Annotated in this window: 17 protein-coding genes; 9 read left to right on the plus strand and 8 right to left on the minus strand. The window is 65.8% G+C overall.

Annotated features, from left to right (window positions below; all coding sequences use genetic code 11):
• Window positions 1-17: 17 nt before the first annotated feature.
• Together HW932_RS13600 and HW932_RS13605 are read right to left on the minus strand one after the other, a co-directional pair.
• Window positions 18-1,328: a diguanylate cyclase gene (locus HW932_RS13600; protein WP_176977040.1), complete on the minus strand. Its 1,311-nt coding sequence runs from the start codon at window positions 1,326-1,328 to the stop codon at window positions 18-20.
• 76 nt (window positions 1,329-1,404) lie between these two features.
• Entirely contained in the window at window positions 1,405-2,529 is a 1,125-nt protein-coding gene (locus HW932_RS13605; RefSeq protein WP_176977041.1) for a DegT/DnrJ/EryC1/StrS family aminotransferase, read from the minus strand.
• A gap of 174 nt (window positions 2,530-2,703) precedes the next feature.
• Here HW932_RS13605 and HW932_RS13610 point away from each other — a divergent pair, with 174 nt between their 5' ends.
• From HW932_RS13610 to HW932_RS13645, 8 genes are all read left to right on the plus strand, one after another.
• The gene (locus tag HW932_RS13610; RefSeq protein ID WP_176977042.1) at window positions 2,704-3,585 is read left to right on the plus strand and encodes an META domain-containing protein; all 882 of its coding nucleotides are present in this window, start codon (window positions 2,704-2,706) and stop codon (window positions 3,583-3,585) included.
• Between the two features lie 118 nt (window positions 3,586-3,703).
• On the plus strand, window positions 3,704-3,913 hold the full coding sequence (gene lptM / locus HW932_RS13615; RefSeq protein WP_176977043.1) for an LPS translocon maturation chaperone LptM: 210 nt from the start codon (window positions 3,704-3,706) through the stop codon (window positions 3,911-3,913).
• A gap of 24 nt (window positions 3,914-3,937) precedes the next feature.
• On the plus strand, window positions 3,938-5,209 hold the full coding sequence (gene lysA, locus HW932_RS13620) for a diaminopimelate decarboxylase (protein ID WP_176977044.1): 1,272 nt from the start codon (window positions 3,938-3,940) through the stop codon (window positions 5,207-5,209).
• The gene (locus HW932_RS13625; RefSeq protein ID WP_176977045.1) at window positions 5,206-5,877 is read left to right on the plus strand and encodes a class I SAM-dependent methyltransferase; all 672 of its coding nucleotides are present in this window, start codon (window positions 5,206-5,208) and stop codon (window positions 5,875-5,877) included. The genes lysA and HW932_RS13625 overlap by 4 nt, the downstream gene beginning before the upstream one ends.
• Window positions 5,874-6,710, plus strand: a complete 837-nt coding sequence (gene dapF, locus HW932_RS13630; protein ID WP_176977046.1) for a diaminopimelate epimerase — start codon at window positions 5,874-5,876, stop codon at window positions 6,708-6,710. Before HW932_RS13625 ends, dapF begins: the two co-directional genes overlap by 4 nt.
• Window positions 6,711-6,720: 10 nt before the next feature.
• On the plus strand, window positions 6,721-7,416 hold the full coding sequence (locus tag HW932_RS13635) for a DUF484 family protein (protein WP_246296833.1): 696 nt from the start codon (window positions 6,721-6,723) through the stop codon (window positions 7,414-7,416).
• Between the two features lie 13 nt (window positions 7,417-7,429).
• Window positions 7,430-8,392, plus strand: coding sequence for a tyrosine recombinase XerC (gene xerC, locus HW932_RS13640; RefSeq protein ID WP_176977047.1), 963 nt, complete (start codon window positions 7,430-7,432; stop codon window positions 8,390-8,392).
• 19 nt (window positions 8,393-8,411) lie between these two features.
• Window positions 8,412-9,071 carry a sulfotransferase family 2 domain-containing protein gene (locus HW932_RS13645; RefSeq protein ID WP_176977048.1) on the plus strand — a complete coding sequence of 220 codons (660 nt, stop codon included), beginning with the start codon at window positions 8,412-8,414 and terminating at the stop codon, window positions 9,069-9,071.
• A gap of 2 nt (window positions 9,072-9,073) precedes the next feature.
• Here HW932_RS13645 and HW932_RS13650 read toward each other — a convergent pair whose 3' ends face one another.
• From HW932_RS13650 to HW932_RS13670, 5 genes are all read right to left on the minus strand, one after another.
• Window positions 9,074-9,862, minus strand: coding sequence for a DUF2189 domain-containing protein (locus HW932_RS13650; RefSeq protein ID WP_176977049.1), 789 nt, complete (start codon window positions 9,860-9,862; stop codon window positions 9,074-9,076).
• A 115-nt stretch (window positions 9,863-9,977) separates the two neighbouring features.
• Window positions 9,978-11,951 (minus strand): SpoIIE family protein phosphatase, encoded by a 1,974-nt coding sequence (locus tag HW932_RS13655; RefSeq protein ID WP_176977050.1) that lies wholly within the window; start codon window positions 11,949-11,951, stop codon window positions 9,978-9,980.
• On the minus strand, window positions 11,951-12,907 hold the full coding sequence (locus tag HW932_RS13660; RefSeq protein ID WP_176977051.1) for an ABC transporter substrate-binding protein: 957 nt from the start codon (window positions 12,905-12,907) through the stop codon (window positions 11,951-11,953). The genes HW932_RS13655 and HW932_RS13660 overlap by 1 nt, the downstream gene beginning before the upstream one ends.
• 92 nt (window positions 12,908-12,999) lie before the next feature.
• The gene (locus tag HW932_RS13665) at window positions 13,000-13,437 is read right to left on the minus strand and encodes an ATP-binding protein (protein ID WP_176977052.1); all 438 of its coding nucleotides are present in this window, start codon (window positions 13,435-13,437) and stop codon (window positions 13,000-13,002) included.
• Window positions 13,434-13,775, minus strand: coding sequence for an STAS domain-containing protein (locus tag HW932_RS13670; protein WP_176977053.1), 342 nt, complete (start codon window positions 13,773-13,775; stop codon window positions 13,434-13,436). Before HW932_RS13670 ends, HW932_RS13665 begins: the two co-directional genes overlap by 4 nt.
• 369 nt (window positions 13,776-14,144) lie before the next feature.
• On the opposite strand from HW932_RS13670, the gene HW932_RS13675 reads away from it, so the two are divergent.
• Complete coding sequence (locus HW932_RS13675; protein WP_176977054.1) at window positions 14,145-15,113, plus strand: MBL fold metallo-hydrolase; 969 nt, start codon at window positions 14,145-14,147, stop codon at window positions 15,111-15,113.
• A 9-nt stretch (window positions 15,114-15,122) separates the two neighbouring features.
• Here HW932_RS13675 and HW932_RS13680 read toward each other — a convergent pair whose 3' ends face one another.
• Window positions 15,123-17,222, minus strand: a complete 2,100-nt coding sequence (locus HW932_RS13680) for a heavy metal translocating P-type ATPase (protein ID WP_343047363.1) — start codon at window positions 17,220-17,222, stop codon at window positions 15,123-15,125.
• Between the last annotated feature and the right edge of the window lie 34 nt (window positions 17,223-17,256).

Raw genomic sequence — 17,256 nt, forward strand, 5'->3', positions numbered from 1 at the left:
GAACGCGCGTTGCAGGATCATTCGACCGAATCGTCGATCACGAAGCGATCGCGCCCACCCTGCTTGGCGCGATAGAGGCAGGCATCGGCGCGGTCGATCATGGCTTGCAGACTGTCGCCCAACGCCAGGGTCGCGCCCAGGCTGATCGTGACCGACAGCGACAGATCCTCGTGCGCGATCGGCGTGGACTCGACGGCCGCCCGCAGCCGCTCCAGGATCATGGCCAGATGCTCCTGATCGATCCCGGTCAGCAGGATGCAGAACTCCTCACCGCCATAGCGCCCGAGCAGATCGGCCTGACGCACGCCGCTGGCCAGGAGGCTCGCCACCTGCTTGATGACCCGATCCCCGGCCAGATGGCCATAGGTGTCGTTGACGCGCTTGAAATGATCGATGTCGAGCATGACGGCCGCCAGCGCCAGTTGACGCCGCCGCGCCGCCGCGTGCAGGGTCTCGCCGGCATCGAAGAAATGGCGGCGGTTGAAAAGCCCGGTGAGATAGTCGCGCACCGAGGAGTCGCGGATGGCGCGCACCAGCTCGATCTGCTCGATGTTCTGGATGACGCGGCAGTAGAACTCCTCGACCAGGAACGGCTTGGTGATGAAGTCGTTGGCGCCGTTCTTGAGCAGCCGCGCCGAGAGCGCCGACGACCCCTGCTCCGATAGCCCGATGATGGCCAGTTCCGAGCGCGGCTGACGCTGCCGTAGCGCACCGATGAGTGCGAGTCCGTCCATCTCCGGCATGTTGTAGTCGGTGATGACCAGGTCGACCCCCGGATCGGACTTCATGATCTCCAGGGCCGCACGCCCGTTCTCGGCCTGGAGCACCTGGAGACGATGCAGTTCGAGCAGCTTGGCCAGATAGGCGCGAAAGGAGCGCGAATCGTCGACCACCAGCACCTTGACGTCGCGGTTGCGATGGATACGCCGCACCAGGGTCGCGACATGATCGATCTCGTGCAGACTGCTCTTGAGGAGATAGTCGACCACCTCCTTGGTCAGCATGCGCGCGCGAATGTCCTCATCGTAATGGGCCGTGAGCACGATCACCGGAATGTCATGGGCGCGCACCAGATCGATCGCCTCGCCCTCGCGCGAATCGGGCAGATTGAGATCGACCACGGCCGCGAAGAAGCGTTCCGGCCCGGTGGCCAGCAGCGCCCTGGCCTCGGCCAGCGAACCGGCGATCTCGGATTTGACGCCGGCGAGATCTTCGCAGCGCGCGCGCAACAGACGGCTGATCGCCTGACTGTCATCGATCAGCAACAGGCGCTCGCCAGCGACCGACGCCTCGACGTCGACCTTGGCGGGGCTGGGTGTCGTGGGCATCACGTCGACATCACCTCGATCGTTGTCGGTTTCCTGGGGTCGCCGGGCGCTCGGCGCGGATGGTTGGGTCTGGCGGCTAGAGTCCGGCCGCCTCGGCCACGGCTTCCACGACGCGCGCCTGGGTGTCCCCGTCCAGATAGGGATGCATGGGCAGACTCATCACCCGGCGGGCGATGGCGGTGCTGACCGGATAGTCCTCGCCCGGCAAGCCGACATGGAACACCGGCTGCTCGTTGAGCGGGATCGGGTAATGGACCGCCGTCGGGATGCCCTGCTCGTTGAGCTTCGCGGCGACCGCGTCGCGATCCTCGACCTGGATGGTGTACTGGGCATAGACCGACAGGTTGTGCGGATGGACATGGGGCGTGAGCACGGGCGCGCCGCCGACATCCGTGCCGACCGCGCCGCGCGCCTGGAACAGCTCCGTATAGCGCGCGCCGATCCGGGCGCGGGACTCGACCTCCTCGGGGAAGATCGCCATCTTGGCGAGCAGAATGGCCGCCTGCAGGGTGTCCAGGCGCGCGTTCAGCCCGAGACGCGGATGATGGTAGCGCCGGTCCTGGCCATGATTGCGGATCTCGCGCAGGGACTTGGCGAGCGCGTCGTCGTCGGTGAAGCAGGCGCCCGCGTCGCCATAGGCGCCGAGCGGCTTGGCCGGAAAGAAGGAGGTGCAGCCGATGCGCGATAGCGCGCAGGAGCGCCGGCCATGATAGCTCGCGCCGAAGCTCTGGGCCGCGTCCTCGATCACCGGCAGCCGATGGCGTGCGGCGATGGCGTTGATGGCGTCCATGTCGGCGCACTGGCCATAGAGCGAGACCGGCATGATGGCGCGCGTGCGTCCGGTGATGGCCGCTTCGATCTTGCTCGGATCGATGTTGTAGGTGACGGGATCGATGTCGACGAACACCGGACGCGCGCCAAGGAGCGCGATCATTTCGCCGGTGGCGATGAAGGTGAAGGGCGTGGTGATGACCTCGTCGCCACGGCCGATCTCCAGGGCCATCATGGCCGCGAGCAAGGCATCCGTGCCGCTCGACAGGCCGATGCAGTGACGCACGCCGACGAACTCGGCCAGACGCTCTTCCAGTTCCTGGACCTCAGGCCCCTGGATGAACAGGCCATGGTCGAGCACGGCTTCGATGCGGGCTTTCACATCGCGGTCGATACGGGCGTACTGGGTCTTCAAGTCGATGAATTGCATGCGGGTCGCCTTGGCGAGTCTCTCGCCGTCTCGTTCTGAATCGAGGATCGTCCCGGAGCGACGCGGGCGTGTTGCATCGCGCGTTCGGGGCATGGAGAATCCAGAGATTATAGGATTGCCGCCCGATGCCGGGGCCGATATTTTGTCGCAACGTCGAAACGCGGGAGCCTGACCATGCCTGACCCCTTACGCACGCTCGTTGGCTGTGGACTGCTGTTGATGGCGGGCTGTATCCAGGCTCAGCCGCAGGCCGAGACGCCTGAGTCCGCGCCGCCCGCTCCAGCCGGGGAAGAAGCGAGTCCCGAGCCGGTTCCGATTCCGTTCGAGGGGCTCGACTGGCGTCTGACGACCTATCGAAGCGACTCCGGTCCGACCGCGGTCCAACCCCGCTCGCGCCCGACCGAGTTCCGGTTCGAGGCCGGTCGTTTTTCGGGCAGTACCGGCTGCAACCGGGTTCAGGGCGGCTATACGGTCGAAGGCGCCGACTTTCGCTTCGGCGAGGGGCTGGCTGCGACCCGAATGGCCTGTCCCGAGCCGTTGATGAAGCAGGAAACAGCCATCTTCAAGGCACTCCAAGGCGTGACGGGCTACCGCTATGCGCTGGATCGCCTGGAACTGACCGACGATCGGGACGAGACCGTGCTGAGCTTCACGCGGATCGGCGCGGCGACGAGTGCGGCGGACGGCACGACGGAGGCCCTGGAAGGACGCGACTGGGTGGTCGAAGCCCTGGCCGACGCTGAAGGGACGCTGGCCGCCCCGATCCGGGGCGCCACGATCGACCTGAGCTTCGACCCGCGCGGACGGATCAGCGGCTCGGACGGCTGCAATCGCTATCTGAGCGGCTTCACGCGCACGAAGACGTCGCTGTCGTTCGGCCCGATCGCGACCACGCGCATGGCCTGCACCGCCAGCGATGGTAGGGCCGAACAGGCGCAAGCCTATGCCGCTCTGCTCGGGCGGGTGAGCGCTTATCGGATCGAGGGCGGGCATCTGATTCTATTCGATGACACCGGCGCGATCCTGGTGCGCTTGCGGGCCGTCATCGCGGACTGATCCGGTCCTCGTCGCTGCGACTCCTTTACGAATCGGTGCCGGCGTCGAACCGAGACATCGCAGGACGTTCGGGTATACTCGCCTGTCCAAACCACGCTTTAATGGATCGGAGCCGGTCATGCGCTGCTGGGCGAACAATCTCTTCATACTCGTCGTCGTCGTGCTCGGCACGCTCGCCATGCTCGGCGCCTGCGGTCAGAAGGGCGATCTCTACCTGCCCGAGCCGGCGTCCGCGTCCAGGTCCAGTACGCCGCCGGGCGCCGATGTCCCGACCCCACCACCGGCACCGCCGGAGTCCGGGGCGGGTTCCGACGCCTCTCAACCCTAACACTCAGATTCCCCGACACGCCGCATGGATCACTTCAACGACCGCGACGGACTCCTCCACGCCGAGGATGTACCGCTCACCGAGATCGCCGAACGTTTCGGCACGCCCTGCTATGTCTATTCGCGCGCGACGATCGAACGCCACTGGCGCGCCTTCGAACGCGCCTTTCGCGATCATCCGCATCTGATCTGCTTCTCGGTCAAGTCCAACTCCAACCTCGCGGTCCTGAACGTGCTCGCGCGACTGGGTTCGGGTTTCGACATCGTCTCGATCGGCGAGCTGGAACGGGTGCTGGCCGCCGGCGGCGATCCGGCCAGGGTCGTCTTCTCGGGCGTGGGCAAGCGCGCCGACGAGATCCGGCGCGCGCTGGAGGTCGGCATCCGCTGCTTCAACGTCGAGTCCGAGTCCGAGCTGACCCGCATCGACCGCATCGCCGGAGAGCTCGGGGTCCGGGCGCCGGTGTCGCTGCGCGTCAACCCGGACGTCGATCCCCAGACCCATCACTACATCTCCACCGGCCTGAAGGAAAACAAGTTCGGCATCGACATCCAGGAGGCCGAGTCGGTCTATGCGCTGGCTGCCGCGATGCCGAACCTGAAGGTCGTCGGCATCGACTGTCACATCGGCTCGCAGTTGACGGACCTGGCGCCCTTCATCGACGCGCTCGGGCGGGTGCTGGCGCTGGCCGACCGGCTGTGCGCCTCCGGCATCGCCATCGAGCATCTGGATCTCGGCGGCGGACTCGGCATCCGCTATCGCGAGGAGCATCCGCCTGAACCGGCCGCCTATGCCGCCGCCATGAGCCATCTGCTGGCCGATCGTCCGTATGAAGTGATCCTGGAGCCGGGACGCGCCATCGTCGGCAATGCCGGTGTGCTGCTGACGCGGGTCGAGTATCTCAAGCATGGTCCGCACAAGCATTTCGCCATCCTCGATGCGGCCATGAACGACCTGCTGCGTCCGGCGCTCTATCAGGCCGGTCACGAGATCGTGCGCGTTGTTCAGGAAACCGACGCCGATCCGAGCCGTTACGATCTGGTCGGCCCGGTGTGCGAGACGGGAGACTTTCTCGGCAAGGACCGCACCCTGGCGCTCGAAGAAGGCGATCTGGTCGCGGTGCGTGGCGCCGGGGCCTATGGCTTCACCATGAGTTCCAACTACAACAGCCGTCCGCGCGCCGCCGAAGTCATGGTCGATGGAGACCAGGCTTATTTGGTGCGCGAGCGCGAGCAGGTCGCGGATCTCTACGCGGGCGAGCAGTTGCTGCCGTCCGAGACACCCGACGCCGCCGCATGAAACGCCGTCCCGAACCCGAATTGATGGATGGCGAGGCCCAGGCGCTCGCCTATGCCGAGGCCGATTTCAACGCCTCCAACACGCTCTTCATCGAGCTGTTGCGCCGACTGGCGCCCGGACCGCTCGCGGGCGCCACGGCGCTCGATCTCGGGTGCGGGCCGGCGGACATCGTGATCCGCTTTCTGCGCGCTTATCCGGGCGCGACCTGTGACGCGCTCGACGGCTCGCGTCCGATGCTGGAGCTGGCCCGGCAAGCGCTCGATGCCCAGCCCGAGATCGCCGCGCGCGTCCGACTGCTGCACGACAGCATCCCGTCCGAGCAGCTGGCACGCGGGCATTACGATCTGGTGATCTCCAACAGCCTGCTGCATCACCTGCCTGAACCCGCTGTGCTGTGGCGGACGGTGCGCGAGACGGCCAAGCCCGGCGCGCCCGTGCTGATCATGGACCTGATGCGCCCGGCCTCGCCCGGCTGGGTCGAGGCGCTGGTCGAGAGCTATGTCGCCGACGAATCCGAGATCCTGCGCACCGATTTCCGCAACTCGCTCTATGCCGCCTTCGAGCCAGCCGAGGTGAGCGAACAGCTCGCCGCCGCTGGTCTGGACAGTCTGGAGGTCGCGGTGGTCAGCGATCGGCATCTCGCCGTCATGGGGTTCCTGCCGACATGAGACTGCGCTTCACCAAGATGCAGGGACTGGGCAACGACTTCGTCGTCTTCGACGCTGTGCGCCAGCGGGTCGACCTGGATGCCGGATTCGCGCGACGTCTGGCCGATCGGCGCTTCGGCGTCGGCTGCGATCAGATCCTGCTGGTCGAGCCGCCGCGCCTGCCCGAGACCGATTTCCACTACCGCATCTTCAACGCCGACGGCTCCGAGGTCGAGCAGTGCGGCAATGGCGCGCGCTGCTTCGCCCGCTTCGTCCGCGATCAGGGCCTGACCGACAAGGACGAGATCCCGGTCGGCACGGCGGCTGGCGCGATCCGGCTCTATCTGGAGCCGGATGGTCAGGTGCGGGTCGACATGGGCGCGCCCGAGTTCACCCCGGCGCGTATCCCGTTCACGGCCGAGACCGAGACGCCGGACGCGACCTATCCGCTGGAGGTCGAGGGCCGGACATTGACCATCGGCGCGCTCTCGATGGGCAATCCGCACGCCGTCCTGATCGTCGACGACGTCGACTCGGCGCAGGTCGCCACGCTCGGCCCGCTGATCGAACACCATCCGGACTTCCCGCGCCGGGTGAACGTCGGTTTCATGCAGATCCTCGGACCGAACGCGATCCGGTTGCGGGTGCACGAGCGCGGTTCGGGCGAGACGCTCGCCTGCGGCACTGGCGCCTGTGCCGCCGTGGTCAGCGGACGCCGGCGCGGACGGCTCGACGAGCGGGTCCGGGTTGCACTGCCCGGCGGCGAGCTGGTGATCGAATGGCGCGGTCCTGGGCATCCTGTCTGGATGACGGGACCGGCCGTCAACGTCTTCGAGGGCGAGATCGAACGATGAGGGAACATGCATGATGCATCAGGCCGAACACAGCCAGGACGAGGCGTTCGACCAGGAGCGACAGGTCATCGACTATCTCATCGCCCATCCGGACTTCCTCGCCCGTCACCCCGAGGTGCTGAGCGCCATCGAGGTGCCGCACGGCATCCAGGGCGCGGTGTCGCTGATCGAGTATCAGGTGCGTGTCCTGCGCCGCCAGCTCGCGACCGAGCGTAATCGGCTCGTTCATCTCATCGCGCGCGCGCGCCAGAACGAAGCCCTGGCGATCCGGCTGCATGGTCTGTTCCTGCAACTCATGACGGTCGAGGAGCCTGAGCACCTCTGTCACCTGCTGCGCGAGACCCTGCTGCGCGAGTTCCATGCCGAGGCGCTGGCATTCAAACTCTTTGCGCTCGCCGCCCTCGAAAGCCGGCCGCACGATCCACTGGTCAACGCCTTTGCCGACTTCATGGACCGTCGCAACGCGCTCTGCGGTCCGCTGAGTCCCGAACGCGCTCTGGCCCTCTTCGGCGACGGCGGCGCAAGTATTCACTCGGCCGCCATCGTTCCGATCCATGCCGACGGCCAGTCCGGCATCATCGCCATCGGCAGCTCGGATGCCACGCGCTTCAGCCCCGAGATGGGCACCGATTTCCTGAACCGGCTCGGCGAGATCATCAGCCAGAAGCTCCGGTCGGTTCGGCTCGGCGACTGCGAACCAGCCTGATCCGCCATCGACCATGCCCACACGCCCGGACGAGCCGACTGCACAGACCTCGATCGATACGACTCGGATCGAGCGTTTCATCGCCCATCTGGCGCACGAGCGACGGCTGTCCGAACATACGGTGCGCGCCTACCGGCACGATCTGACCCAGATCGCCGTCTGGCTCGCCGATCAGGGCGAGCGGGAGGCGGAATCGATCGAACGACTCGATGAGGCCGGTATCCGGCGCTATACCGCCTGGCGTCATCGTCAGGGCATCTCGGGCAAGACGCTTCAGCGCGAACTCTCCAGCCTGCGCGGGTTCTATCGCTGGCTGTTGCGCGAGAACCAGGCCGTGGCCAATCCGGCCGTCGGCCTCCGCGCGCCCAAGAGTCCGCGCAAACTTCCTCACACCTTCGACGCCGATCAGCTCGGCGCATTGCTCGATCCGGCGGACGAAGATCCGCTCATGATCCGCGACACGGCCATGGTCGAGCTGTTCTATTCCTCGGGTCTGCGTCTGGCCGAGCTGGTGAGCATCGATCTGGGCGACATCGATATGTCTGAAGGCGAATTGGGCGTGATCGGCAAGGGGTCGAAGAGCCGGCGCGTTCCGGTCGGTCAGAAGGCACGCGAGGCGATCGAACGCTGGCTGGCGGTGCGTCCGGCACTGGCCGATCGAGACGAGCGGGCGCTGTTCGTCAGTCTGCGCGGCGGGCGCATCCATCCGCGCACGGTCGAGAAGCGGCTGGAACGCTGGGCGGTCGAACGGGGCACCAGTCAACATCTGCACCCGCATCTGCTCAGACACAGCTTCGCGACCCATCTGCTGGAGTCCTCCGGCGATCTGCGCGCCGTGCAGGAACTGCTCGGCCATGCCGACATCGGCACCACCCAGATCTATACCCATCTCGACTTCCAGCACCTGGCTCAGGTCTATGATCAGGCGCATCCGCGCGCGCGCAAGAAAGCCGCGAAGCCGGACGATCGGACCTGATCGAAGCGACACTCACACCATGCTCCTGTCACCCAAATACCGCTTCCTGTTCGTCCATATCGCCAAGACCGGCGGCACCAGCGTGCGCGCCGCGCTCGAAGGGCTACGCTGGCGCGATCCCTGGTACTACCCGATGTTCCTGTGCAGCCGCTTCAGTCATCTGAGCGGGCACCGGATCGCCGCCAAGCTGCCGCGTCACGCCAAGGTGGTCGCGGCCAAGGAGCTACTGCCGCAAGAGTATTTCGACAGCCTGTTCAAATTCGCCTTCGTGCGCAATCCCTGGGATCTCCAGGTGAGTTCCTTCCATCACATCCGGCGCGAACGGCCGCAGTATCTCGGCGGACACGAGACCTTCGAGGATTTTCTGCGCTGGAAGCTCGATCCGGAGCGGCCCTATCAGTATCACATCGATACCTCGATCACGCTCCAGACCGACTATCTGATCGATCTCAGCGGCACGGTCGTCGTCGACTTCATCGGGCGCTACGAGCGTCTGAACGAGGATTTTGCGACCGTCTGCGAGCGCATCGGCATCCGTGCTCCCGCCCTTCCCCACGAACGTCAGGCTCGGGATCGGAAACGCGACTACCGCAGCTATTACAGCGACGAGACCGCCGAACTGGTCGCGCGCCATTTCGCGCGCGACATCCGGATGCTCGATTACCGCTTCGATCCCTGATCTCAGGAACTGGGCACGAGATCGCGATAGGCATGCCAACTGGCGTGCCCCACGAGCGGGATGGCGATGAAGAGGCCCAGGTAGAAGGTCGCCAGCCCGGCGCCGACGATCAGCACGATCAACCCCGCCCAGAGCAGCATGGGGCCGGGATTTTGCGTCACGGCGCGCACACTGGTGCGCATGGCGGTCAGGGCGTCGACGTGTCGATCCGTGAGCAAGGGCACGGTGATGGCCATGATCCCGAAGACGACGGCCGCAAAGCCGGCGCCGATGACGGTGATGGTCGCCAGCAGGAGCAGGTGATCCCCCGAGAAGAACACGACCGGCAGGAAGTTGTCGAGCGTCGGGAAGGGATCGTCGAACAACAGCGCGATCGACACCAGCGAGACCACCAGCCAGGCTTGCAGGCTCACGAACAGAAAAGCCGCGACCATCCCCAACTGTCCCTGATTACGCCTGAAAGCCTCCAGCGCTTGACAGGACTCCAGCGATTCGCCGCGCTCCAGGTGGGCGCTCATCTGATAGAGTCCGATCGACAGCATCGGCGCCATCAGAAAGAATCCGGCGATCAGGAAGGGCACCAGAAAGGTCAGCTCACCGAGGATCATCAGCGTAGTGATGAGCAGACTGAGCAGCACGATCCCGGTGCCGTAGGTCAGGCTGTAACCGGGTGCGGCGCGCACATCGGCCCAGCCCTTGCGCAGCCATTCCCAGGGATGGCTGAAATCGATGGTCGAGACGCGCAGACCCGCTTGGCCGTCGAAGTGATCGGCCGTCATGACGTGTGGCATTGGCAGGCTCCTCCAGAGTGTTCTAATCGTTATGGAACGCGCCTGAACACAATACATATCATTGAAAGCACGGGACAGACGCGTCGTTCTCTGGTGGGGACGACTTGGACGGAGTTCAACTCTCGATTGCTGAAGAAGAACCGGGAGCGATCGTCTCCGGTCCGCGATACTCGATCGCCAGCAGGGTGATGTCGTCGGACTGGGGCGTCTCGCCGGCGAAGGACTGGACACGTTCCAGCAGCATCGCGAGCAGGCCCGCCAGATCCGGCTGCGGTTCGGATTCGAGGGTGTCGAGCAGACGCGCCTCGGAATAGAACGCATCCTGCGCGTTCATGGCCTCGGTGACGCCGTCGGTATAGAGCAGCAGCCGCTCGCCTGGGGCCAGACGCAGGGAGGCCGACCGATAGACCACGCCCTCCATGATGCCGAGCAGCAATTGCGGCGTTCCCTTGAGCAATCGCGGTGACTGACCATCCGCCCCGATCAGCACCGGCGGATTGTGACCGGCATTGGTGTACTCCAGATCGCCGGTGCGCGCATCGAGCACGCCGCAGAAGACGGTGACGAACATGTTGTTGGGATTGTCGGCGGCCAGCTCAGCGTTGACCTGGGTCAGGATCTCGGCCGAGCTGTGCCGATCGCGCGCGGTCGACTTGATCAGGGTCTTGGTGACGGCCATGAACAGCGCCGCCGGCACGCCCTTGCCCGAGACGTCGGCGATCAGAAAGCAGAGCCGGTGTTCATCGAGCGGGAAGAAGTCGTAGAAGTCGCCGCCGACCTCGCGTGCCGGCACGATGAGCGCGCGCAGATCGAATTCGTCCCGATCGGGGATCGGCGGAAACAGCTTGGGCAGGATCGCCATCTGGATGTCGCGCGCGATCGCCAGCTCGCTCTCGATGCGCTCCTTGGCCGCCGTCGTCGTCTTGAGCCACTCGATGTGCCGGCGCAGCGCCGTGCGCATGGACGCGAAGGACTCGGTCAGCCGGCCCACTTCGTCGCGTCGCCGAACCTCGGGCAGAGGCGCGTCGAAATCGCCCCCGGCGATGCGGTCGGTCGAGTCGGCGAGCGCGCACAGCGGGCGGCTGATGGAGCGTGCGATCAGCAGCACGACCAGCAGCGAGACCAGCAACCCCAGACTGCCGACGGTCGCGGCATTGCGGGTCAGACGATTGATGTCGTCGAACAGCTCGTCCTCGGGGAACACGATGGCAAGCGTCCAGTCCGATGAGTCGATGGGGGCATAGTGGACGTGCGCCATCACGCCGAACAGCGGGGTGTGCTGGATGAACCCCGACTCGCCATCGATCAGGGTTCGCGCCTGTCGACGCAACGCGTCGGCCTCATCCCCATGGGCCGCCGCCAGACTGAACAGGCTCTCGTTCATGATGAAGTCGGTGTTGGGGTGGCTGAGAATGGCGCCATTGCGTGAGATCAGGACCGCGAAGCCATGCTGGAGCACCCGGAATTCGGCCAGCTCGTGCGTGAGCCAGTCGAGGGCGATGTCGGCGGCCAGGATGCCGATCAGACGCTCGCCATCCGGAGTCGCCTGCGTCACGGGCTGTGAGAAGGTTGCGATCAGCTGCGTGTTGCCGGCCCCCAGCTCGTAGTAAGGCTCACTCCATTCGGCGCGCCCCAGTTCACGCGGGATCTGATACCAGTCCGAGAACAGATAGTCCTGCTCTTCCAGGGCGAAACTCAACTCGATCCGGCCATCGCGCCGGAAGACATAGGGCGCATGGCGTCGATCGGGATCGCCCAGCACCGAGGGCTCGAACCCCATGGCCATCCCGAACAGCTCGGGATTCATCTCCAGGGCACGCCGCAGCAGAGGCACGATGTCGTTTTCGCCAAGACGCACCGAGTCGAGCGTACCGGCCAGGGTTTCGGTCGCGCGCCGCACCGAGATCAGGACGCGCTCCACACGCTGTACCAATGCCAACGATCGGTTGTGCGCGTTGTCCTGCAAACGCTGCAACAACAGCTCACGCGCCTGATAGTGATACAGCCCCAGGCTGGTGCCGAGAATGACGGCCACGCACAGCATCACCGAGAGAATCAGCCGTGCACCGATGCCGGAGAAACGCGCCATCATTGGACTCCGAGACGTTCGATATCGGCCGGCATGGCGTCGATCATCTCCAGGCGCTGCAAGGCTTCGCCGGCCAGATCGACATCTTCTGGGTGCAGTCGCCAATCCCAGCCCTGTTCGCCCGGCTCACCCATGACCGCGCGGATCTGTTCCAGCATCCAGCGCTGATGGATACGATTGGCCGGTACATGCGCCGCGCGCTGGTGCTGGAGCACGAGATCGAGCGCGCCCTCCGGATCGGCAAAGGCCTGCTCCCAACCGCGCCGGGTGGCGGCCACGAAGGCGGCGATCGCGGCGGATTTTTCGCGCTGGGTTCGTTCCAACGCATAGAGCCCGTCCTCGGGGAAGTCGATCCCATACTCGGACAGCCGGAACACCGTCAGTGCTTCCGGTTCCAGACCGGCATTGATCAACAGATGATATTCGTTGTACAGCATCCCTGACATCGCCTCGACTCCGCCGCGCAGGAAGAGATTGACCGTTTGCGACTGCGGCACGCGCTTGACCTCCAGCCCCCGAGTGCGCAGCAGGGCCTCGACCGGCAGGGACGGCTCGTTCTGCCAGACCCCGACACGCCGCCCATCGAGATCGGACAGACGGCGCACATTCGAGCCGGAGCGCGCGATCAGTACCACCGAGGAGCGCTGGAACAGTTGCGCGACATTGACCAGGGGCACCCCCTCGGCGCGGGCCTTGATGGCCGTCGACAGCCACAGCACCGCCAGATCCACCTCGCCCGCTTCGAGGGCCGCGCGCGGTGAGCGCACATGGCCCATGCTCAGAATACTGGCCTCGATCCCCGCCTCGCGATAGAACCCGCGTGCCTGCGCGACATAGTAGCCGGCGAACTGGGCCTGCGGCTGCCAGGCAAGCATCAGGCGCAGCGGCGTCGGCGCCGCTTCTTCAGGCTCCGGATGTTCGGTCTCGGCCCAGGTCGGCGGAACGATCAGCAGCATGATCACCAGCAGACTCCAGTCTCGCACCGCCGCACGCCTCGGCCCACACGGCAGCGCAGACCGGCTGAACAACCGCTCAACCAGGTGATCGATCACGAAGCACGCCCACCCTCATCCGCCGGTTGCTGCATGACCAGTGAGACCAGATTGCGTCCCTGCTCGCGCCGACAGCTCAGTTCAGTCACCATCTGGCGCACCAGGAACCAGCCCAGACCGCCGACGGTGCGCTGCTCCAGTGTCGCGGCCAGATCCGGTTCCGGCAGGTTGGCCGGGTCGAACGGCTGTCCGTCGTCGAGCACATCGAGTACGAACCGCTCGGCGCTCGGCGAGATCCGCAGCTCGATCTCGCCCGGCTGACCCGGCGGATAGGCATAGTGACAGATATTGACGAACACCTCTTCGAGCGCCAGCGCGAGCCGTCCGCCGAGATGCGGATCGAGTCCGGCCTGTTCGATCCCGGACTTCAGGAAGGCCTGGGCGGCGGGCAACTGCTCGACAGTCGCCGGCAGACGCCGGGTCACGGCGTTCATCCGGCTTGCACTGCGGCGATCGCCTCGGGCAGCGAATCGCACACTCTGAACAGCGACAGCAGCCCCGTCATCTCGAAGACCTCGCGCACACCGGGCTGAAGATTGACATAGACCAGCGCCCCGCCCTGCGCCAGCAGTGGCTTGCTCGTGTTGAGCAGGGCGCGCAGACCGGCGCTGCTGATATAGACCAATGGACCGAAGTCCACCACCAGCTGTCGCGCGCCCTCGGCGACGAGGCGGTTGAGACGTTGTTCGTAATCCGCGCTGCTGAGCGCGTCGAGCTGACCGGACACCTTCAGGACGCGAAGGTCGCCCTGGAATGTGATTTCGATATCCATGATTGTCGGAACCCTGTTGATCGTCGAGATGGGACGTGCTCGACGGTGCTGAATCGGTTGGATGGCGATTGAGTATACTACCGACGCGACACGCTGGAACCGGCCAGGGCGCCGGGCCTCGACTACATCACCGACCTGCTCGCCCGCTCGATCGAGGAGGCACGGCTACTGGAGGTGCGCGGGCGCGTGACCCAGATCACGGGCACCATCATCAAGGCGATGGCGCCGGGTGCACGCATCGGCGAACTCTGTCATCTGCGCAATCCGAGCCAGGAACAAAGGATGACTCCTTCGCGGCACATAATCACACGGGACGCAAAAGTTTACTCTATCCCTCTTCATTCCAATCCATTTTCGGAGTCATCGTTCATGTCACACCCCCACTTCCAGGAGATCGCCGAGGGTATCTACTGCATCGAGACCGGACTCTATCGCCATGGTCTGGCCGCCGCCTATCTGGTGCGCTCGGGCGAGCGTCTGGCCTTTGTCGACACCGGGCCGGCCAACGCGGCTCCGGCCCTGCTGGCGACCGTCGCTGCGCTCGGACTGACGCCCGAGCACGTCGACTATGTGATGCCGACCCATGTGCATCTGGACCATGCCGGCGCCTCGGGTCATCTGATGGCCGCCTGTTCCAATGCACGTCTGGCGGCTCATCCCAAGGGCGCGCCGCACCTGATCGACCCGAGCAAGCTCATCGCCGGTTCCAGCGTCGTCTATGGCGAAGAGAACTTCGAGCGCGACTTCGGCGCGCCCCTGCCGATCCCGGCCGAGCGCGTCATTGTCGCCGAGGACGGACAGACCTTCGATCTGAACGGGCGGACTCTGACCTTCATCGACACCCCAGGGCACGCCAATCATCACGGCTGCATCCTCGACAGCCGGACGCAGAGCTTCTTCACCGGCGACACCTTCGGCATCGCCTATCGCGAGTTCGACACGGCGAGCGGTCCCTGGCTGTTCGCGCCGACCACGCCGGTCGCTTTCGATCCGGACATCTGGCTCGCCAGTCTCGACAAGCTGATGGCGCACGCTCCCCAGGCCATGTATCTGACCCATTATGGGCGTGTCGACCGCCCGGTTGAGCGCGTCGAAGCTGTGCGTCGGAGCATCCGTGATCTGGCCGAACTGGCATTGCGTGAGGAAGGTCAGCCCGAAGATGGACGACAGGGACGGATCAAGGAGTCGGTCACAGCGCATCTGATGCAGCGCGCACGCGAGCATGGCGTGGACCTGAACGACGCGCACATCCAGGAACTCTTGACCGTCGATACCGAACTCAACGCCCAGGGATTGGAAGTCTGGCTCAAGCGGCGCGAGAAACGCGCGGCAGGCTGAGCGCGGTGATCAGCGTTCCAGTTGCACGCCCTTGAGCGCATTGAGCAGCACGCCCAGCGTCGTGCCGTTGTGCAGCACGGCGCTGCCCAGGGGCGGCAGACGACCGCTCACCGCGCCGGCGAGGATCGCGGTATTCAGCCCGACCGCCGCGCGGAAATTGGTCCGGATCAGCCCCATGGTCTTGGCGGCGATCTCGCGCGCATCGGCCACGGCATCCAGCCGATCGTCCATCAGCAGGATATCGGCCGTCGCACGCGCGATATCCGCACCGCGCGGCATGGCGATGCCGACATCGGCCACGGTCAGCGCCGGTCCATCGTTGACCCCGTCGCCGACGAAGGCCACCCTCGCCCCTTCGGCCTGTAGCTGCTGCACCAGCGCCGCCTTGTCCTCGGGCACGACCTCGGCATGGATGGCATCGAACCCGAGTTCACTTCCCAGCGCCTCGGCCATGGCGCGCCGATCACCCGAGATCATCACCAGCCGCTCGATCCCCAACCGACGCAGACGCGCCAGCGTCGCCGGCGTCTCGGCGCGCAGGGTGTCGCGCAAGGCGATCAAGCCCACCGGACCGCGTTCATTGGCGACATAGAGCAGCGTCTTGCCTTCGGACTGAAGCCGCTCGATCCGCTCATCGAAGGGCGAGAAATCGAAGCCTTCGTGTGACTGGAGATAGTGACGACTGCCGATGACCAGCCGTCCGCTCGCCAACTGCGCGGAGACGCCATGCGCGACCAGATACTCGATCTCGCCATGACTGACGTGCGGCAGATCGCGATCGCGCGCCGCCTGGACCACGGCATTGGCGATGGGATGACTGGCGTGTTCCTCGATCGAGGCCACCAGCGCCAGCAGATCGCGCTCGCTGCATCCGGCCTTGGGCTTGAGCACTTCGACGTCCGTGACCATCAGCTCGCTGTGGGTCAGGGTGCCGGTCTTGTCGAACACGATCGTGTCGACTTCGGCCAGCCGCTCGATGGCGTCGCCACCGCGCATCAGCACCCCATACTCGGCCGCGCGCGCCATGCCGGACTTGATGCCGATCGGGGTGCCGAGCTTGAGCGCGCAGGCATAGTCGACCAGGAACACCGACTGCACCCGGCGCGGATCGCGCGTCAGCGCATAGACGGCCGCGGCCGTACCCAGGGTCAGGTTCACACGCTGATCGGCGAGCCGCTCGGCCTCGCGCTGGCTGACCGAACGCTTGGCGAGCGCCTCGCGGATGAAGCGCGACACCCGCGCGGCCGTGGTGTCTGCGCCGACCTCGGTGGCCTCGATCCGCAAGCGTCCCTCGATCACCACCGACCCGCCGAGTGCGCGGCGGAACGGTTCCTTGCGCACCGGCGTATGCTCGCCGGTGATGGCGGACTGATCGACCAGGGCCAGTCCCTCGATCACGCGCCCGTCGATCGGGATCTGCTCGCCGGCGCCGACCGCCACCAGATCGCCGACGCACACTTCGCTACTGGGTATCCGGATCAAGCGACCGTCGCGCTCGACCCAGGCCGGCGCCGGATCCGGACGCAACAGCCGCTGCAACAGTCGATCGGACTGACGCACCGTGCGTCGCTCCAGATAGGCGCCGAGTTCGAGCAGCAGCCCGGTGACGGTGGCGGCATAGACCTCGCCGCGCGCGGCGGACAGTCCGATCGCCAGCGCGTCCAGCACCTCGACCTTGACGCCCGCGTTGACCAGCGTGTCCAGACCGCGCGCCAGCGTCGGACCGACCTTGAGCGCCGTCAGGCCCAGCTTCAGGGGCGGCGGCAGGAGCGGCAGCAGGGCCAGTGTCAGCACCGAAACGGCCAGCGGCGCCAGCTCGCTCTCAGACTCCTCGCCCGTGTCAAAGGTCTCGTCAGGCTCCGGCTCGCGATAGTCGCCGAGCCGCTGCAACACCGCCTCGCGGTGCGTCGTCAGTGGATCGAACTCGACGATCAGCGAGCGGCTCGCGCGGACGGCCTGGACACCGAGCACGCCGGGCAGCGCCTCCATCCAGGCTTCGAGATCGCCCGGCCCCTGACCGGGCGCACCGAGTCGCGGCAGACGCAGACGCAGACGTCCGGGCAGTTCATGAACGATCCGATACGAGAGCACGGCGGCGGCCTGGGACACGGTTCAACTTCCTGGATATGAACGACGAACGCCG

This window comes from Allochromatium humboldtianum (assembly GCF_013385175.1).
In the GTDB taxonomy this organism is placed as follows: Bacteria; Pseudomonadota; Gammaproteobacteria; order Chromatiales; family Chromatiaceae; genus Thermochromatium; species Thermochromatium humboldtianum.

Excerpts from the sequence above, each read along its gene's own strand:
- HW932_RS13610 (WP_176977042.1), top strand. The coding sequence starts at position 2,704 with ATGCCTGACCCCTTACGCACGCTCGTTGGCTGTGGACTGCTGTTGATG.
- HW932_RS13600 (WP_176977040.1), bottom strand. The coding sequence starts at position 1,328 with ATGCCCACGACACCCAGCCCCGCCAAGGTCGACGTCGAGGCGTCGGTC.
- HW932_RS13665 (WP_176977052.1), bottom strand. The coding sequence starts at position 13,437 with ATGAACGCCGTGACCCGGCGTCTGCCGGCGACTGTCGAGCAGTTGCCC.
- HW932_RS13655 (WP_176977050.1), bottom strand. The coding sequence starts at position 11,951 with ATGGCGCGTTTCTCCGGCATCGGTGCACGGCTGATTCTCTCGGTGATG.
- HW932_RS13675 (WP_176977054.1), top strand. The coding sequence starts at position 14,145 with ATGTCACACCCCCACTTCCAGGAGATCGCCGAGGGTATCTACTGCATC.
- HW932_RS13625 (WP_176977045.1), top strand. The coding sequence starts at position 5,206 with ATGAAACGCCGTCCCGAACCCGAATTGATGGATGGCGAGGCCCAGGCG.
- lysA (WP_176977044.1), top strand. The coding sequence starts at position 3,938 with ATGGATCACTTCAACGACCGCGACGGACTCCTCCACGCCGAGGATGTA.
- lptM (WP_176977043.1), top strand. The coding sequence starts at position 3,704 with ATGCGCTGCTGGGCGAACAATCTCTTCATACTCGTCGTCGTCGTGCTC.
- HW932_RS13660 (WP_176977051.1), bottom strand. The coding sequence starts at position 12,907 with ATGCTGCTGATCGTTCCGCCGACCTGGGCCGAGACCGAACATCCGGAG.
- xerC (WP_176977047.1), top strand. The coding sequence starts at position 7,430 with ATGCCCACACGCCCGGACGAGCCGACTGCACAGACCTCGATCGATACG.
- HW932_RS13635 (WP_246296833.1), top strand. The coding sequence starts at position 6,721 with ATGATGCATCAGGCCGAACACAGCCAGGACGAGGCGTTCGACCAGGAG.
- dapF (WP_176977046.1), top strand. The coding sequence starts at position 5,874 with ATGAGACTGCGCTTCACCAAGATGCAGGGACTGGGCAACGACTTCGTC.
- HW932_RS13670 (WP_176977053.1), bottom strand. The coding sequence starts at position 13,775 with ATGGATATCGAAATCACATTCCAGGGCGACCTTCGCGTCCTGAAGGTG.
- HW932_RS13605 (WP_176977041.1), bottom strand. The coding sequence starts at position 2,529 with ATGCAATTCATCGACTTGAAGACCCAGTACGCCCGTATCGACCGCGAT.
- HW932_RS13645 (WP_176977048.1), top strand. The coding sequence starts at position 8,412 with ATGCTCCTGTCACCCAAATACCGCTTCCTGTTCGTCCATATCGCCAAG.
- HW932_RS13650 (WP_176977049.1), bottom strand. The coding sequence starts at position 9,862 with ATGCCACACGTCATGACGGCCGATCACTTCGACGGCCAAGCGGGTCTG.